Genomic DNA, 15,186 nt, shown 5'->3' on the forward strand with positions numbered 1-15,186 from the left:
ATCAGCTTCTTTTTCCATTATTAATTGTTTGGTGTATAATCGACACCTGGTGAATAGGTATTCCCTGCATTCCATAATAAAAATTCATCTATGCCATTGTCATTTAGAGCTTTGATCTGTGCTTCCACTTCAGCTTTCCCATAGTTCAGGTAATTGCCTGCGCCAAGATATGAAGCTGTAAAATCCTGAAGCCATGGCCGTGAAACTGGCGGATCTTCAAGTTCACCCAATTTGGCATTCTCGACTTTTGCATATTCAGCTACCAATTTATACGGTTCAAGATCAGGTTTTGCAATTCCAAAATATGACGTCCAGTGGCTTGGATAGATCATAGAAGAAATTACGTCAACATTCTCAGAAATCTTAGAGAAGTTCTGGCCAATGCCCGGCGCTTCCGGCAACGTTGCCGAATAACCGAAGATATCAACAGACACTTCCACATCATAAGGCTCCAATTGTTCATGAGCGTACGCTACGAAGTCCGTTACTGCATCTACGCGGCGCTGCACATTATCATAGTCGTCTCCATCGTACTCACCTTTTGAATACTCCAGAGTGTCTGCACGGTTTTCAAAACCTTCAGGGAAACGGACATAGTCAAACTGAATTTCCTTAAATCCAAGTTTAGCCGCTTCAATTGCGATATCAACGTTGTAATCCCAAACTTCTTTCATGAATGGATTGACAAAAGCTTCTCCTCTTCGGTTCTTCCAAACCTGACCGCCTTCTTTAAACGACCATTCCGGCTTGCTTTCTGCCAATGCCGAATCCTTGAATACGACGACCCGTGCTATAGGATAGATTTCTTCCTGCTCCAAACGTTCAAGCATTGCGCGTGGATCTTTGATATACGGCTGACCGATTCCAAACTCAGCCAGCTCAGAACCTTCTTCAGGTTCATAAGTCAAATAGCCGAAATCCTCTTTGATATCAATGACCATCGCGTTCAAATCTGTTGTATTGACTAAATCGATCAGACTGTCAAAACGGGCGCCACCTGCAGAATGGCCTGTGACGAATATTCCACGGACAGCATCCGGATATTCAAATGTAAGACCGGAACTGTATCTGAACAATTGCGAACTCGACAGTACTTCAGAATTTATTTCAATAGCATTGTATGTACGTGTGGTAAAATCCTCCGCTTTTTCTTCTGCTGCCATAACGGGAGCTGTAGCCAATCCACTAAACAATAAAGCGGTAGCTGCTGCTAAACGTATTTTCTTCATATTCGACTTAACATCCTCTCAGTTGTCTTTCTTATTCCATTTTATCATCATTTTGACAAATTGAAACAAAAAAATAGCAATACCACAATGTGGCATTGCTAAATTTTTTATACTTTTAGAGAACCAGCTTTCAAAGCTTCAAACTCACGTTCAGAACAATCCACGAAATGTCCGGGAGTGATTTCTCTCATACGGACATCCTCGCCTTCTGCATAATTGTGGGTAGCCGGATCGTAAGATTTACGGATGCGGTTGCGCTCGTAGTTCGGATCTGGAAGCGGAATTGCTGAAAGCAACGATTGTGTATAAGGATGCATCGGATTGTTATAAAGATCTTCTGCTGGTGCAAGTTCCACCATTCTGCCGAAATACATAACAGCGATGCGATCAGAAATATATTTAACCATTGAAAGGTCATGGGCGATGAATAAATAAGTGAGCCCTTTTTCCTTCTGCAAATCTTTCAGCAAATTGACGACCTGTGCCTGAATGGACACATCAAGAGCTGAAATCGGCTCGTCAGCGATGATGAAATCCGGATCTACTGCAAGTGCCCGGGCAATTCCAAGACGCTGTCTTTGTCCACCGGAGAATTCATGTGGATACCGGTTGGCGTGCTCTTTGTTCAACCCTACAGTTTCAAGCAGGCTGAAAACCATCTGCTCGCGTTCTTTCGAGTTTTTAGCCAATCCGTGAATATCAATGCCTTCTGCAATGATATCCATGACTTTCATCCGCTGGTTCAATGAAGCATAAGGATCCTGGAAAATCATCTGCATTTTGCGGTTGAATTTCTTCAGATCTTTTTTGGACTTCTTGCCGTGGACATTTTCACCTTCATACAATACTTCACCATCTGTTGCGTCATATAGACGGATAATGGAACGTCCGGTAGTGGATTTCCCACAGCCAGATTCACCAACAAGTCCAAGAGTTTCCCCTTTATAGATATCGAAAGAGATGCCGTCGACAGCCTTCACTTCATTGGCTTTGCCAACATTAAAATACTGTTTCAAATTTTTGATTTCAAGTAATTTTTCAGCCATCAATTTGCGCTCCCTTCATAATAACGGCTTCCAGGGAACTTTTTCATTCTTTCTATGACACTCACCGGCGGCTCAACTTGCGGAGCATCCGGGTGCAGTAGCCATGTGGCAGCCATATGAGTATCAGTGATTTTAAAGAATGGAGGATCCATTTCCATATCAATCTTCATCGCATATTCACTGCGCAGAGCGAACGCGTCCCCTTTAGGAGGATCCAATAGATCTGGCGGTGTTCCTGGAATTGCGTAAAGTTTCGCATCTTCAGTATCCAATGAAGGCATAGAACTTAACAAGCCCCATGTATATGGATGCTGCGGGTTATAGAAAATTTCATCCACAGTCCCGATCTCAACGATTTTGCCTCCGTACATGACCGCTACACGATCTGCAACATTCGCGACAACCCCAAGGTCGTGTGTGATGAAGATGATAGATGTATCGATTTTTTTCTGAAGGTCTTTCATCAGCTCAAGGATCTGAGCCTGGATTGTAACATCAAGCGCTGTAGTCGGCTCATCTGCAATGAGAATCTGCGGATTACAAGCAAGTGAAATAGCGATTACGATACGCTGGCGCTGTCCACCGGAAAATTGGTGCGGATATTGTTTCATCCGCAATTCCGGTTTTGGCATGCCCACTAGTCGTAAAAGATCGATAGCAACTTTACGGGCTTCAGATTTACTGATTTTTTGGTGCTTCAGTAAAGGTTCTGTGATTTGGCGTCCAATTGGCATTGTTGGATTCAATGATGTCATCGGATCCTGGAAAATCATCGAAATATCTTTACCGCGGATTTTCTGCATTTCTTTATCGGATAGTTTTGTCAGGTCTCTTCCACCGAACAAAATCTCTCCATTTTTAAATTCAGCTGAACTCTCAGGCAATAAACGCATGATGGATTTCGTGGTTACAGATTTACCTGAACCCGACTCACCAACGATTGCTAAAGTTTCACCTTTATATAGATCAAAATTTACACCTCGTATAGCTTTTACTTCCCCGCCAAAAGTGTTAAAGGAAAGTTCGAGGTCTTTCACTTGTAGAATTTTCTCCATCTTCGGCTTTCCTCCTTAATCTTTCATCTTAGGATCGAGGGCATCGCGCAATCCATCACCGATCAAGTTGAATGCGATCATGATTAAACTAAGTACGAATGCCGGGATCGCCAAGATATGCGGCTGATACTGGATTAGTTTATAACCGTCATTAATGAGCGTTCCAAGTGAAGCGTCCGGAGCCTGCAGCCCCAGTCCGATAAAGCTAAGGAATGCTTCAAAGAAAATAGCTCCTGGAATCGTAAACATTGTGTTGATGATAATTACACCCAATACGTTAGGCATTAAATGCTTCCAGATAATGCGTCCGTCAGTGGCACCCAATGTGCGGGCAGCCAAAACGAATTCCTGTGTTTTGTATTTAAGCACTTGTCCACGGACGACCCGTGACATACCGGTCCAACCGGTTATGGTCAGAGCGATGATGATGGCCAGAATCCCTGGGTCCATGATCATGATGAAAAGGATTACGACAACAAGGTTTGGTATACCTGTTAAAATCTCAACGATACGCTGCATAATATCATCGACTCGTCCGCCGAAGTAACCTGAGATCCCGCCGTAAATGACGCCGATCAACATATCGATAGCCGCTGCGGCAAATGCGATGAATAATGATACTTGCGTACCTTTCCAAACACGAGAGAACATGTCGCGACCAAGTCCATCAGTACCGAACCAATAGTTTTGGTCAACGTTCTTCATTTCATACAAATCCACTTCTTTACCGCCAAGTGTACCAACACCATCGAAAATTCCAAGATTTTCAATCACCGGAATCTTCGGCGGCAGGTTTGCGTGTGTAATCGTTTGTGAGTTTGGTGAATAAGGGCTGATGACCGGGCCCAGTAATGCCATGATGACGATCAAACCAAACAGGACCAAACTGAATATGGCACCTTTATTCTTTTTAAGTCTGCGCCATGCGTCCTGCCAGAAGCTGACACTTGGTTTTGAGATGCGTTCTGCCTGCTGGGTGTCTCTTGGTATTCTGTCAAAAGACCCTTGAGGCAATTTTTCATAGTTTTGAGTCATTAACTCTTACCTCCTGAAAGACGGATACGAGGATCAATAATACCGTACATGATATCGACAATAAGAATTACTAGGATCAGGAATACTGAGAAGAAGATTGTAGTACCCATGATGATCGAGAAGTCACTGACCATGATCGATTTTACAAACTGTTCACCGATTCCAGGAATTGCGAAAATTTGCTCTACAACTAGCGAGCCAGTCAAGATACCGACAGCCATCGGTCCAAGGACTGTAATCAAAGGAATCAAAGCATTACGGAACGCGTGCTTGAAAGCAATCTCGGAACCGCTTGCCCCTTTGGCTTTTGCCAATGTAATATAATCCGAACTTAATACTTCGATCATTTCTGTTCTGATGAAACGCGCTGCTGTAGCAAGCGGGAACATCGCTAATGCAATCGATGGAAGGACACTGGACATGAATCCGTCTTTCCACAAAGCAACCGGGAACCAACCCAATTTCAAGCCAAGGAAATATTGAAGCATTGACGCAAATACGAATGATGGTATAGAAATACCGATTATAGCCACCACTGTGCTGGAATAATCAACCCATGTATTTTGCCTTAACGCAGCAATCATTCCTAACAAAATGCCAAGCACTGTACCCAACAACATCCCTTGGAAACCAATTTGTGCGGACGGACCCATACGACTTAAAATAACGTCGGTAACATCTGCGCCTTTAAACTGGTTAATCGAAATACCAAGATCGCCTTGAACCAGGCCGAACATATAGTTGAAATATTGTACCGGAAGGGGGTCGTCCAGACCGTACCTTGCTTCTACGACTGCCCTTTGTTCTGGAGATAATTTATCTGCGGAAGCGATAGGGGAACCTGGTAGTATCTTCATCAAGAAAAAAGTGAATGTGGCAATCAACGCCAATGTAATCACCATATATATTATCCGTTTGCCAATATATCTTGCCATGTTGCACCTCCGAAATAGAATACTTCTATTATATAAGCTCTGTTATTCCTTGGAAACAAAAACTTATTTTTTTCAAATTTAGCAGAAAAGGGTTAATTTTCGGTGAACTTTCCTACATTAGAAAAGAGAGTATATCGAGCTAAAGTAGCGATATACTCTCTTTCTATTTGGTTTTAGAACCGTGGCTTCAGATTAAATTATTCTTTGCCTGAAATGAAAGCCCATTTGTAGCTGTAATCTCCACCGAATGGGTGAGAGATGATGTTTTGTACATATGGTTTTTGAAGAGCCATTGTAGCACGTTGGTAAATCGGTGCGATAGCAGCATCTTCTTCAATCAGGATTCTTTCAGCTTCAGCCATAGCTTCCCAGCGAGCTGCAGGATCTTGAGCTAGTTCGCCTTTAGCCTGTTCAACTAAGCTGTCGAATTCTTCGTTAGAATAAGACATCAAGTTGTGTGAAGCTCCAGTAACGAACAAGTCAATGAAAGTCATTGGATCCTGATAGTCAGGGCCCCAACCAGAGTTTTGCATATCGTAGTCCTGTGCTTCGTCAAGTTCAAGACGAACGCCAAATGGTACAGCTTTCAAGTTTACAGTCAAACCTTCAAGGTTAGTTTCCATTTGTTCTTTCAAGTAAGCGTCCATTTTACCAGCCAATTCGCTGTCGCCGCCAAGCAGTTCAAGAGTTACTTCAGTTTGGCCGATTTCTTCAAGGCCAGTAGCCCAGAATTCTTGTGCTTTTTCAACATCAAAGCCAGTCAAGTCGCCGTTGATTTCACGGAAATCAGCGCCGTCTTCTGAGAATGTGAACTCAGTAGGAACAAGGTAGTTAGCTGGTAGTGAACCGTTAGCCAATACTACGTCAACTAGATCTTGCTTGTTGAAAGACATAGAAATCGCTTTACGGATGTTTTCGTTTGCAAGTGGTGTTTCTTCACCATTGCGTTCTTGGTTGAATTTCAAGTAGAACAAAGTTGGTTCAAGTTCTTTTACAACTTCTGGATCATCAGCATATTGCATTGCGAATTCACCAGATAGTCCAGCGCGGTCTTTCTCGCCAGATTGGTAAAGGTTTAGAGCTGTAGATGTTTCTTTAACAACGTCAACGTTGATAGTTTCAAGTTGAACTGTTTCAGCATCCCAGTACTCAGGGTTTTTCTCCATAGACCAAGTCAAGCCAGTGCCATCCCAGTTAGTAAGTATGAATGGACCGTTGTAAAGCAAGTTATCAGAGTTAGAAGCGTAGTCGTCGCCTTTTTCAGTAACGAATGCTTCGTTCTGTGGATAGAAAGTTCCGAAAGCCATCAATGACATGAAGTATGGAGTTGGACGCTCAAGCGTTACCACTAGAGTTTTTTCGTCTTCTGCAACTACACCAAGTTCTGATGGGTCAGCGCCTTCTGATACTTCAGTAGCGCCTTTGATCGTGCCAGCCATCATGTAAGGTCCGTAAGGAGATCCTACTTCAGGGTCTAGCGCGCGTTTCCAAGCAAATTCGAAGTCTTGTGCTGTAATCGGTGTACCGTCCGACCAGTTAGCATCACGCAATTTGAACGTGTAAGTCAAGCCGTCTTCAGAAACTTCAGGTTCAGCTTCTGCTAGAGCAGGAATTGCAACATTCTCTTCGTTCAAGCGGAATAGACCTTCGTTTACGTTGTTCAAGATGTTGAATGCTACAGAATCTTCAGCGATAGCTGAGTCCATTGATGGAATTTCTGCACCTTCAACCAGGTTAAGTACTTGTTCTGCATCAGGCTCGCCTGTTGCTTCTCCAGATCCTTCTCCTTCAGGAGTTTCAGTTTCTGGTGATTCTGTTTCTGGTGTTTCAGTTCCTTCTTCAGTTTCTTCTCCGCCGCCACATGCAGCTAGGAAGATGCTGAGAACAAGAACTAGGCCTAGTAGCCAAAATAACTTGCTGTTCTTCACTTAGTTGACCCCCTTAAATTTTCTGAAAAATTGGTACACTGTTTATTATACATATTATTTTTAGCCTGTACAGCGTTTTTTTTATATTTAATCTGCGATTGTAATAATAGTGTGACATTTATTACAAAACAAATCGCGTGAATATTACGTTTGTAAGCGTTTTCTTATTTGAAAATTTTGTAGATTTTTTTTGATTTTTTTTCCGTTTCCATCTACAATCATCTAGAGGAGAGTGCGAAATTGAAAAAAATACTCATGTGGATTTTACTTGTTCAGGCTGTAATTTTCCTGACCATCTTTATACGTCCAGAAGACTTATCTCTTTTGTCCTATATCAACACATCATTTGTTTATGGTGGAATCCTGGTTTTCTTCGGTGCTTGGATCTTCGTCGTGCAAACTGGCGCTTTCGATATTTTCACGATGAGCATGCGCAAATTTTATCGGCGGAAAAGCACATTGGAGGATGATGAAATGCGGCTTCCTTCCGAAGTCATCCCATTCTCGGCTGCCCCACTGCTTATTATCGGCCTGGTCACCATCCTGATGATGAGCATTTCCTTGCTGGTATATGAATTATAATATTGCAATCCATTTCTTGCTTATACTATAATAAGAACAATATATCAGGCGTTGAGAAAGAAGAGTAAATGTATTTCCTTCTATAATAGAGAGTCTGTGGCTGGTGGAAACAGATGGAGGGGTGCATTGAATGGGCTTTCGAGCTGAGCGGGTGAAATTCGAAGTATCCTGCTCCGTCATCTTCACGTTATGAAGAAGAGTGGCCGGAAACGGCAACTAGGGTGGTACCACGGAAACACAGCTTCGTCCCTTTGCAGGGATGCATGCTGTGTTTTTTTATTTTGAGGAGGAATTTGGATGAACAGAATTTTTTCAGGCGTACAGCCTACCGGAACTGTAACACTCGGGAATTATATCGGAGCGTTCAAGCAATTTACAGAGCTTCAGGAAGAGTACGATTGCATATTTTGCATCGTTGATCAGCACGCAATCACAATGCCGCAGGACCGGCTGGAACTGCGCAGGAACATCAAAGCTCTCGCAGCACTTTATCTTGCCGTAGGAATCGATCCCGACAAGGTAACCTTGTTCATCCAGTCTGAAGTGCCGGCACACGCCCAGGCCGGCTGGATGCTTCAATGCATCGCTACGATCGGCGAACTCGAAAGGATGACACAATATAAAGATAAGTCATTAAAAAATGTCTCTGTCTCTGCCGGGTTGCTTACCTATCCCCCATTGATGGCTGCGGACATCCTTTTGTATCAGACTAATATCGTCCCAGTCGGCGACGATCAGAAACAGCATATTGAATTGACGCGTGATTTGGCTGAACGTTTCAATAAGAAATACAATGATGTTCTGACCATACCTGAAATACGGATTCCTAAGCACGGTGCACGCATCATGTCCTTGCAGGATCCGACTAAAAAAATGAGCAAATCGGATACCAATAAAAAATCCATTATCACTTTATTGGATGATTTAAAGACCATCGAGAAAAAGATTAAAAGTGCTGTCACCGATTCTGAAGGCATCGTCCGCTTCGATCCTGTAAACAAACCCGGCGTTTCAAATCTTCTTACGATTGAAGCAGCATTGACTGGTGCATCAATAGAAGAACTGACTGCCAAGTATGAAGGTGCCGGCTACGGTGACTTCAAAGCTTCTGTAGCCAAAGCTGTAACAGACCATCTGGCGCCGATCCAGGAACGTTATGCACAGCTTGTGGAGTCGGACGAACTGGACCGCATCCTTGATGAAGGTGCAGAGAAAGCAGCCCTCCTTGCGAATAAAACATTAAAGAAGATGGAAAACGCAATGGGTCTCGGAAGAAAACGCTAAAAGCCATAAAAAAAGTTCCGCACAATTTGATGTGCGGAACTTTTTTTGTCCAGAATACAGCACCAAGATTCCAGTGTCATAAGACAAATCTGTATAGGCGTTTATGCAATTCTTATTATCTCAGCGATTTAGGATTCAACGCATCCTTCAATCCTTCACCGATAAAGTTTATGGAAAGAATCGTCAGTGTCAAGATCAAAGCTGGCGGCATCCAGATCCACGGCTTGCCTTGCAGCACATCGGGTTCATTTGCAGATGACAGCATATTGCCCCAGCTCGGGACCGATTGAGGAACGCCGAAGCCCAAATAACTTAGAGCTGATTCAACGACTATCATACTGGCAAAGATTAAGGTAGCCTGAACGATGATCGTCGACATGACGTTCGGCAACAAGTGTTTGCGGATGACTTTCATCGGTGAACAGCCGATCGATAAAGCTGCCAAAACGTATTCATTTTCTTTTTCAGCCAGGATTTTACTGCGTACCAGACGGGCTACGCCTCCCCAGCTCAATACGCCGATTACTATGATCAATACGGATACTCCGTCGATCGTATCGCGCAGAATAGTATTCAGTACGATAACAAATACCAAAAATGGAAAGTTGAGAACGAAGTCGGTGAATCTCATAAGGATATTATCCACCAGACCACCGAAGAATCCGGCAATCGAACCAACCAGCGTACCAAGTGTAATAACCATCAATGTTGCGCTGAATCCGACCACGAGGGAAATTCGTCCGCCGTAGAATAATCGCGTCAATACGTCCCTTCCGCTTTTATCTGTACCCAGAATATGTTCACTATTCGGCGGAATATTCATGGAACCGATATTCACCCGGGATACATCAGGAATCGGTGACAAATATGGTGCAAGAAACGGTGCGGCAAACGATAAAGCAGTTACAATCAATATAAATACCGTACTGATCATAGCCAATTTATTGTGAATGAATTTTTTACGAGCAATCTGCCATGGAGACAAGCTGCGTTCCGGCTTCTTTTGCTGGGTTAACGTATTGGATGATGCCATTTTGCTTCCTCCTATTCCAGACGGATTCGTGGATCCACGATTCCATACAGTAAGTCTGCGATCAAATTCCCTGCCAATGTCAGGAACGACAAGAGCATTGTTAAAGCCATCAGCGTCGGATAGTCACGATTTGTGACGGAATCCAGGAACAGCATGCCGATGCCCGGGTATGTAAAGATAGTTTCAGTGATGATTGCCCCACCGATCAATGCGGCAAAATCGAAGCCTAAAAATGTTACCAGTGGAATGATTGAATTCCGCAGGATGTGGACATTGTATATTTTCTTCATCGGCGTCCCTTTAGCTCTGGCTGTACGGACAAAATCCTTGCGTGAGTTTTCGATAATGTCATTCCGCAGGAATTGCGTGTAAGAAGCCGTACTCATAGCACCAAGAACGAGAGCCGGTAAAAGAACATGGTGCAACCTGCTGAGGTAATATTCCGCGCTACCGGTTTCCACAAGAATATCGACGGATCCTCCAAACGGGAACCAGTTCAGATTGAAAGCGAAAAAGTAAATTGCGAATACAGCCGCGACAAATGATGGAATGGCCAGCATGACATAGTTGATGCCGGCGATTGCGTTATCTCCAATTGTATATGGCTTGCGTCCAGAGTACATCCCCATCATAAACGCCAAAATATAAGTGATTATGAGTGACATGATACCCAAAAACAATGTATTCGGCACTTTCTCCATGATGACATCGAATGCAGGTCTCTTATATTTCGTTGATTTGCCGAAATCCCCTTGTACGAAGCCGGTAATCCAGTTCCAATACTGTACCGGAAGCGGGTCATTATAACCCAGTTTCTCTCTCATCTCTGCAATATATTCCGGATTGGTATTATTCGGGTCAATTTCGCCGCTGAGCGAATCACCTGGCATCAGCTTTGCCAATGAAAATACGACTACGGAAATAAGGATGAGCATAGGAATCATACCAAGCAATCTTCTAATCGAATATTTAAGCATACATACTCTCCTTGTCTGTAACGTTCTCTGCTGCACTCTTCGGCACGGTAAGAGTAATTTGTGCCAAACATCCCTTACCGTGCATAAGAGCCCCGTATAATTTTTCAACGATGGGCCAGTGTCAGCCCATCGTTGAAGGTTTACTTCCTATATTATTCTGTTACAAACCATTCAGCCGGGTTGTTTTGACCAGAAACGTCATATTCAACTCCGCCCACACGGTTGTTCAAAGCAACGATTTCTTCAAGTTCAGCAATATACAGCATTGGAACTTCTTCGTTGACGATCTTTTGCCATTCAACATACAATTCTGTACGTTTGTCTTGATCAGTACCAACGATTTCGATATCTAAAGCGTCATCAAGCAATTGATCCGCTTCAGGATTGTTGTATCGAGGATAGTTCCATAGCTGGTCTGCTTTCCAAAGACCTGAAGGATCCGGATCTGCCCCAGTTCCCCATCCGCCGAAGAATGTTTCGATTGATGGATCATCTTTTTCGACCATGTCATAGTACAAGTTAACTTCTACCATTTCCAATTCTGTTTTCAAGCCAACTTCTTCCCAGTACTGAGTAATTGCTTGTGCACGGGCTTCGAAAGTCGGGTTGCCTGTTGCATAGTGGGAGAATTTAACAACAAATTCATCACCGTTTGGATCCTCACGGAAGCCATCTCCGTTTTGGTCTACATATCCAGCTTCATCAAGCAAAGTTTTCGCTTTTTCTGGATCGTATTCATATGTGTTCAATTCGCTGTTATCGGCAGCATTCCAGTGAGAGCTTGGTACTGGAGCGTTTACTACGTTTGCGTAGCCGAAGAAGAATGCATCAACCCACTCCTGGCGGTTCAGTGCATACATCATCGCCTGACGAAGCTGCTTGTCTTGATATTTCGGGTTTTCTTCAGTGATAGTTTGTGATTCGCTGTCGAATTTACCAAGCTTGAATCCTACATAATAGTAAGAAAGGCCAGGATATGTTGTAATTTCAACGTTTTCCAAAGGCTCAACTTCAGGTCCTGATACCGGCTGAAGCGAGATCATATCAACATCGTTGTTTTGCAATGCACCAACAACAGAAGAGTTGTCGATTACGCGCAATACGATTTTATCCAGGTTTACATCACCATTCCAGTAGTCTTCGAATTTAGAGAATTCCACTGATTCACCTTGTACGATCTTATCAACTTTGAAAGGTCCGATTCCGATAGGGTTTGTGATAACAAATTCAGAAGCTGACATTTCAGCAACTGGAATGTCCCCCATAGCCGCTTCTGGAAGCGGGTAAGCCCAAAGGTTAGTCAAGTTGTTTACACGTGCCTCGTCGAAAGTGATTTTGATTTCGTAGTCACTTACAACTTCAATTCCTGAAATCGTATCAGCTTCACCGTTGCGGAAAGCTTCTGCTCCTTCAATTGTTTGGACGTTCGAATAACGAGGACCGTCATAATCAGGGTCAGCGATCGTTTCTAATGCGAATACCCAGTCATTAACTGTAAGTTCTTCGCCGTTATGCCATTTTACGCCTTCTTCGAATGTGAATGTGAAGACTTTATTGTCTTCTGTTTCCCATGAAGCTACGTTAGGAACTGGTTCCAGGTTTTCGTTATAATCAATTAAAGGCTCATCGAAAAGAGCGATAACTTCAGCATCCGTTGCGATGCCGTAAAAAGCAGATGAGAATAATCCTTCTGGTGGAGCGTCAATGCCGTATACCAAAGTTCCGCCTGTTTGTGGCTCTCCTTCAGCAGTGCCTTCTGTTTCTGTTTCTGTTTCTTCTTTTTTCTCCGAATCATCCGAGGACGAGCCGTTGTCATCTCCGCCACATGCTGCAAGGAACGCAGACAGGACAAGAATCAAAGCGAAAAGCCATAATAACGATTTGTTCTTTTTCATGATTTTCCCCCTACTGTTTTTTTTTGATCAATACAAGACGCAGGCAACATGATGGCCTGGCCGCACTTCTTTTAATGGAGGCTTTTCTTTCGAACAGACTTCCATTGCCATCGGGCAGCGCGTATGGAACGGGCAGCCGGTTGGCGGATTTTGCGGACTCGGAACATCTCCTTCAAGCACAATCCGTTCTTTCTTGATCGCCGTATTCGGTTCAGGGATCGCAGAAATCAAGGCTTGTGTATAAGGGTGCAGCGGCTCCTTGTATAAATCTCTATTTGAAGCAACCTCGACGAGATTGCCCAAATACATAACACCGATTCGATCGCTCATATGTTTTACCACGCTGAGATCATGCGCGATAAACAAGTATGTGAGATCGAATTCAATCTGCAATTCCTTAAGCAGATTCAAAACTTGCGACTGGACAGAAACATCGAGTGCAGAAACCGGCTCATCTGCCACAATCAATTTTGGATTCAACGCGAGTGCCCGGGCTATACCGATGCGTTGACGCTGGCCGCCTGAAAATTCATGTGCGTATTTATAATATGCCGCTTCCGGCAGTCCAACCCTTGTCAGTAACGATTTTATTTCCTGCTCCAGCTCTTTCCTGTTACGCTTCTCATAATTCAGAATCGGTTCAGCTATAATATCGCCGACCATCTGCATCGGATTGAGGCTCGCATAAGGATCCTGGAAAACCATCTGAAAATCACGCCGGGCTTTTTGAAGTTTCGACCCCGATATTTTGGTGATTTCTTTTCCTTCAAAAAGAATTTGGCCGTCTGTCGGTTTTAACAACCGAAGAATAGTTCTTCCTGTCGTCGACTTGCCGCATCCCGATTCACCTACAAGACCAAGCGTCTCGCCTTTACGTATGGTGAATGAAACATCATCAACCGCTTTTACATGTCCGACCGTTCTTTTGAAGAAACCGCCGGTAACCGGATAATAGGTTTTAAGATTCTGGACTTCGAGAAGCACATCCCGATTCTCGAGACTGTCAATTCTGTCTTGTATTAAATCCCTTGTTGTCATGCCATGGACGCCCCTTCTCTATGAGGTTTTGCATCTTTCGGCCAGCTCTCATCGTAGAGCAGGCAAGCTGCTTCGTGATCTGAGGCTACTTCGCCGAGTCTAGGAGTCACTGTCAAACATTCAGGCATGACCGATGGACAGCGGTTCGCGAAGCGGCAGCCGACTTCAGGCATGTTCATCACCGAAGGAACCAGGCCATCTATAGTAGCCAGAACTTCAACGTCTTCATCCATTCTTGGAATAGCCTTCATCAAAAGGTCCGTATAAGGATGTTTCGGGTTATTGAACAGTTCATCGACTGTAGCTTTTTCCACTATCTTCCCCGCATACATGACCAGCACTTCGTCACAGATTTCAGCGACGACGCCCAAATCGTGAGTGATTAAAATGATTGCCATATCATTCGCTTCCTGTATGCCTTTCAGCAAATCAAGGATCTGCGCCTGTACGGTTACATCGAGTGCAGTCGTCGGTTCATCCGCAATCAGAAGTTTCGGCTGGCAGGCAATAGCCATTGCAATCATAACGCGCTGTCTCATCCCGCCGGATAATTGATGAGGATATTCATCCACGATTTTATCTGCACGGGGTATGCCTACGCTTTTCAGCAACGACACTGAACGGAGACGGGCTTCCTTTTTCGATATTTTTTCATGGTTAAGGATAACTTCTTCTATTTGATAGCCGATGGTGAAAACCGGATTCAACGAAGTCATCGGTTCCTGAAAAATCATTGAAATATCTTTTCCACGTATATTGTTCATTTTTTTATCAGATAGTTTGGAAATATTCTCCCCTTCAAATTTCACTTCGCCACCGCGGATTTTTCCAATTCCAGTTGGCAATAGCTGCATGATCGACAGGGACATTACACTTTTACCGCAACCTGACTCCCCCACGACTCCGACTATCTGTTTACGATTTACTTCAAATGAAACTCCTTCAACAGCATTATAGAAGTCGCCATCAATCTTGAAGCCGGTTTGAAGGTTCTCAACCTGTAAAAGCGGCGTCTGTGTAAATGATGTTTTTTTAGCTGACATGCGAACACCTCAAAATTCTTTTTTTTCTGTTAATTCAACTTTCATAAAGTTTATTACAAAAACATTACATAATCAATCTCTTTTTTGTAATTTAAAAAATATTTTG

Annotated in this window: 13 protein-coding genes and 1 other annotated feature; of the genes, 2 read left to right on the forward strand and 11 right to left on the reverse strand. The window is 43.5% G+C overall.

The genetic code is table 11. The features are described from left to right. Positions 1–20 precede the first annotated feature (20 nt). The 6 genes from CXF70_RS08780 to CXF70_RS08805 form a co-directional block, all read right to left on the reverse strand. Entirely contained in the window at positions 21–1,229 is a 1,209-nt protein-coding gene (locus CXF70_RS08780; protein ID WP_084244734.1) for a putative glycoside hydrolase, read from the reverse strand. A 107-nt stretch (positions 1,230–1,336) separates the two neighbouring features. Beyond that, the gene (locus tag CXF70_RS08785; RefSeq protein WP_101802333.1) at positions 1,337–2,275 is read right to left on the reverse strand and encodes an ABC transporter ATP-binding protein; all 939 of its coding nucleotides are present in this window, start codon (positions 2,273–2,275) and stop codon (positions 1,337–1,339) included. Further along, positions 2,275–3,330: an ABC transporter ATP-binding protein gene (locus CXF70_RS08790; protein WP_084244730.1), complete on the reverse strand. Its 1,056-nt coding sequence runs from the start codon at positions 3,328–3,330 to the stop codon at positions 2,275–2,277. Before CXF70_RS08790 ends, CXF70_RS08785 begins: the two co-directional genes overlap by 1 nt. 15 nt (positions 3,331–3,345) lie before the next feature. Next, entirely contained in the window at positions 3,346–4,365 is a 1,020-nt protein-coding gene (gene opp3C, locus CXF70_RS08795; RefSeq protein WP_101802334.1) for an oligopeptide ABC transporter permease, read from the reverse strand. Beyond that, positions 4,365–5,300, reverse strand: a complete 936-nt coding sequence (opp3b, locus tag CXF70_RS08800; RefSeq protein WP_101802335.1) for an oligopeptide ABC transporter permease — start codon at positions 5,298–5,300, stop codon at positions 4,365–4,367. Before opp3b ends, opp3C begins: the two co-directional genes overlap by 1 nt. Positions 5,301–5,497: 197 nt before the next feature. After that, complete coding sequence (locus CXF70_RS08805) at positions 5,498–7,228, reverse strand: peptide ABC transporter substrate-binding protein (RefSeq protein WP_101802336.1); 1,731 nt, start codon at positions 7,226–7,228, stop codon at positions 5,498–5,500. A gap of 240 nt (positions 7,229–7,468) precedes the next feature. Here CXF70_RS08805 and CXF70_RS08810 point away from each other — a divergent pair, with 240 nt between their 5' ends. Beyond that, positions 7,469–7,810: a DUF3899 domain-containing protein gene (locus CXF70_RS08810; protein ID WP_084244722.1), complete on the forward strand. Its 342-nt coding sequence runs from the start codon at positions 7,469–7,471 to the stop codon at positions 7,808–7,810. A gap of 42 nt (positions 7,811–7,852) precedes the next feature. After that, positions 7,853–8,064: a binding site (T-box leader), on the forward strand. 43 nt (positions 8,065–8,107) lie between these two features. Next, positions 8,108–9,094, forward strand: a complete 987-nt coding sequence (trpS, locus tag CXF70_RS08815; protein ID WP_101802337.1) for a tryptophan--tRNA ligase — start codon at positions 8,108–8,110, stop codon at positions 9,092–9,094. 115 nt (positions 9,095–9,209) lie between these two features. Here the strand turns inward: trpS and opp4C are convergent, their stop codons facing one another. The 5 genes from opp4C to CXF70_RS08840 form a co-directional block, all read right to left on the reverse strand. Further along, positions 9,210–10,127, reverse strand: a complete 918-nt coding sequence (gene opp4C / locus CXF70_RS08820; protein ID WP_084244718.1) for an oligopeptide ABC transporter permease — start codon at positions 10,125–10,127, stop codon at positions 9,210–9,212. A gap of 11 nt (positions 10,128–10,138) precedes the next feature. After that, positions 10,139–11,104 (reverse strand): oligopeptide ABC transporter permease, encoded by a 966-nt coding sequence (gene opp4B / locus CXF70_RS08825; protein ID WP_084244716.1) that lies wholly within the window; start codon positions 11,102–11,104, stop codon positions 10,139–10,141. 152 nt (positions 11,105–11,256) lie between these two features. Next, complete coding sequence (opp4A, locus tag CXF70_RS08830; RefSeq protein ID WP_101802338.1) at positions 11,257–12,999, reverse strand: oligopeptide ABC transporter substrate-binding protein; 1,743 nt, start codon at positions 12,997–12,999, stop codon at positions 11,257–11,259. Positions 13,000–13,026: 27 nt separating this feature from the next. Then, entirely contained in the window at positions 13,027–14,037 is a 1,011-nt protein-coding gene (locus CXF70_RS08835; protein WP_101802339.1) for an ABC transporter ATP-binding protein, read from the reverse strand. After that, a complete protein-coding gene (locus CXF70_RS08840; protein ID WP_101802340.1) occupies positions 14,034–15,080 on the reverse strand; it encodes an ABC transporter ATP-binding protein in 1,047 nt (348 codons plus the stop codon). The genes CXF70_RS08835 and CXF70_RS08840 overlap by 4 nt, the downstream gene beginning before the upstream one ends. Between the last annotated feature and the right edge of the window lie 106 nt (positions 15,081–15,186).

The organism is Planomicrobium sp. MB-3u-38 (assembly GCF_002836425.1).
In the GTDB taxonomy this organism is placed as follows: Bacteria; Bacillota; Bacilli; order Bacillales_A; family Planococcaceae; genus Planococcus; species Planococcus okeanokoites.

Excerpts from the sequence above, each read along its gene's own strand:
- CXF70_RS08780 (WP_084244734.1), bottom strand. The coding sequence starts at position 1,229 with ATGAAGAAAATACGTTTAGCAGCAGCTACCGCTTTATTGTTTAGTGGA.
- CXF70_RS08785 (WP_101802333.1), bottom strand. The coding sequence starts at position 2,275 with ATGGCTGAAAAATTACTTGAAATCAAAAATTTGAAACAGTATTTTAAT.
- CXF70_RS08790 (WP_084244730.1), bottom strand. The coding sequence starts at position 3,330 with ATGGAGAAAATTCTACAAGTGAAAGACCTCGAACTTTCCTTTAACACT.
- opp3C (WP_101802334.1), bottom strand. The coding sequence starts at position 4,365 with ATGACTCAAAACTATGAAAAATTGCCTCAAGGGTCTTTTGACAGAATA.
- opp3b (WP_101802335.1), bottom strand. The coding sequence starts at position 5,300 with ATGGCAAGATATATTGGCAAACGGATAATATATATGGTGATTACATTG.
- trpS (WP_101802337.1), top strand. The coding sequence starts at position 8,108 with ATGAACAGAATTTTTTCAGGCGTACAGCCTACCGGAACTGTAACACTC.
- opp4C (WP_084244718.1), bottom strand. The coding sequence starts at position 10,127 with ATGGCATCATCCAATACGTTAACCCAGCAAAAGAAGCCGGAACGCAGC.
- opp4B (WP_084244716.1), bottom strand. The coding sequence starts at position 11,104 with ATGCTTAAATATTCGATTAGAAGATTGCTTGGTATGATTCCTATGCTC.
- opp4A (WP_101802338.1), bottom strand. The coding sequence starts at position 12,999 with ATGAAAAAGAACAAATCGTTATTATGGCTTTTCGCTTTGATTCTTGTC.
- CXF70_RS08835 (WP_101802339.1), bottom strand. The coding sequence starts at position 14,037 with ATGACAACAAGGGATTTAATACAAGACAGAATTGACAGTCTCGAGAAT.
- CXF70_RS08840 (WP_101802340.1), bottom strand. The coding sequence starts at position 15,080 with ATGTCAGCTAAAAAAACATCATTTACACAGACGCCGCTTTTACAGGTT.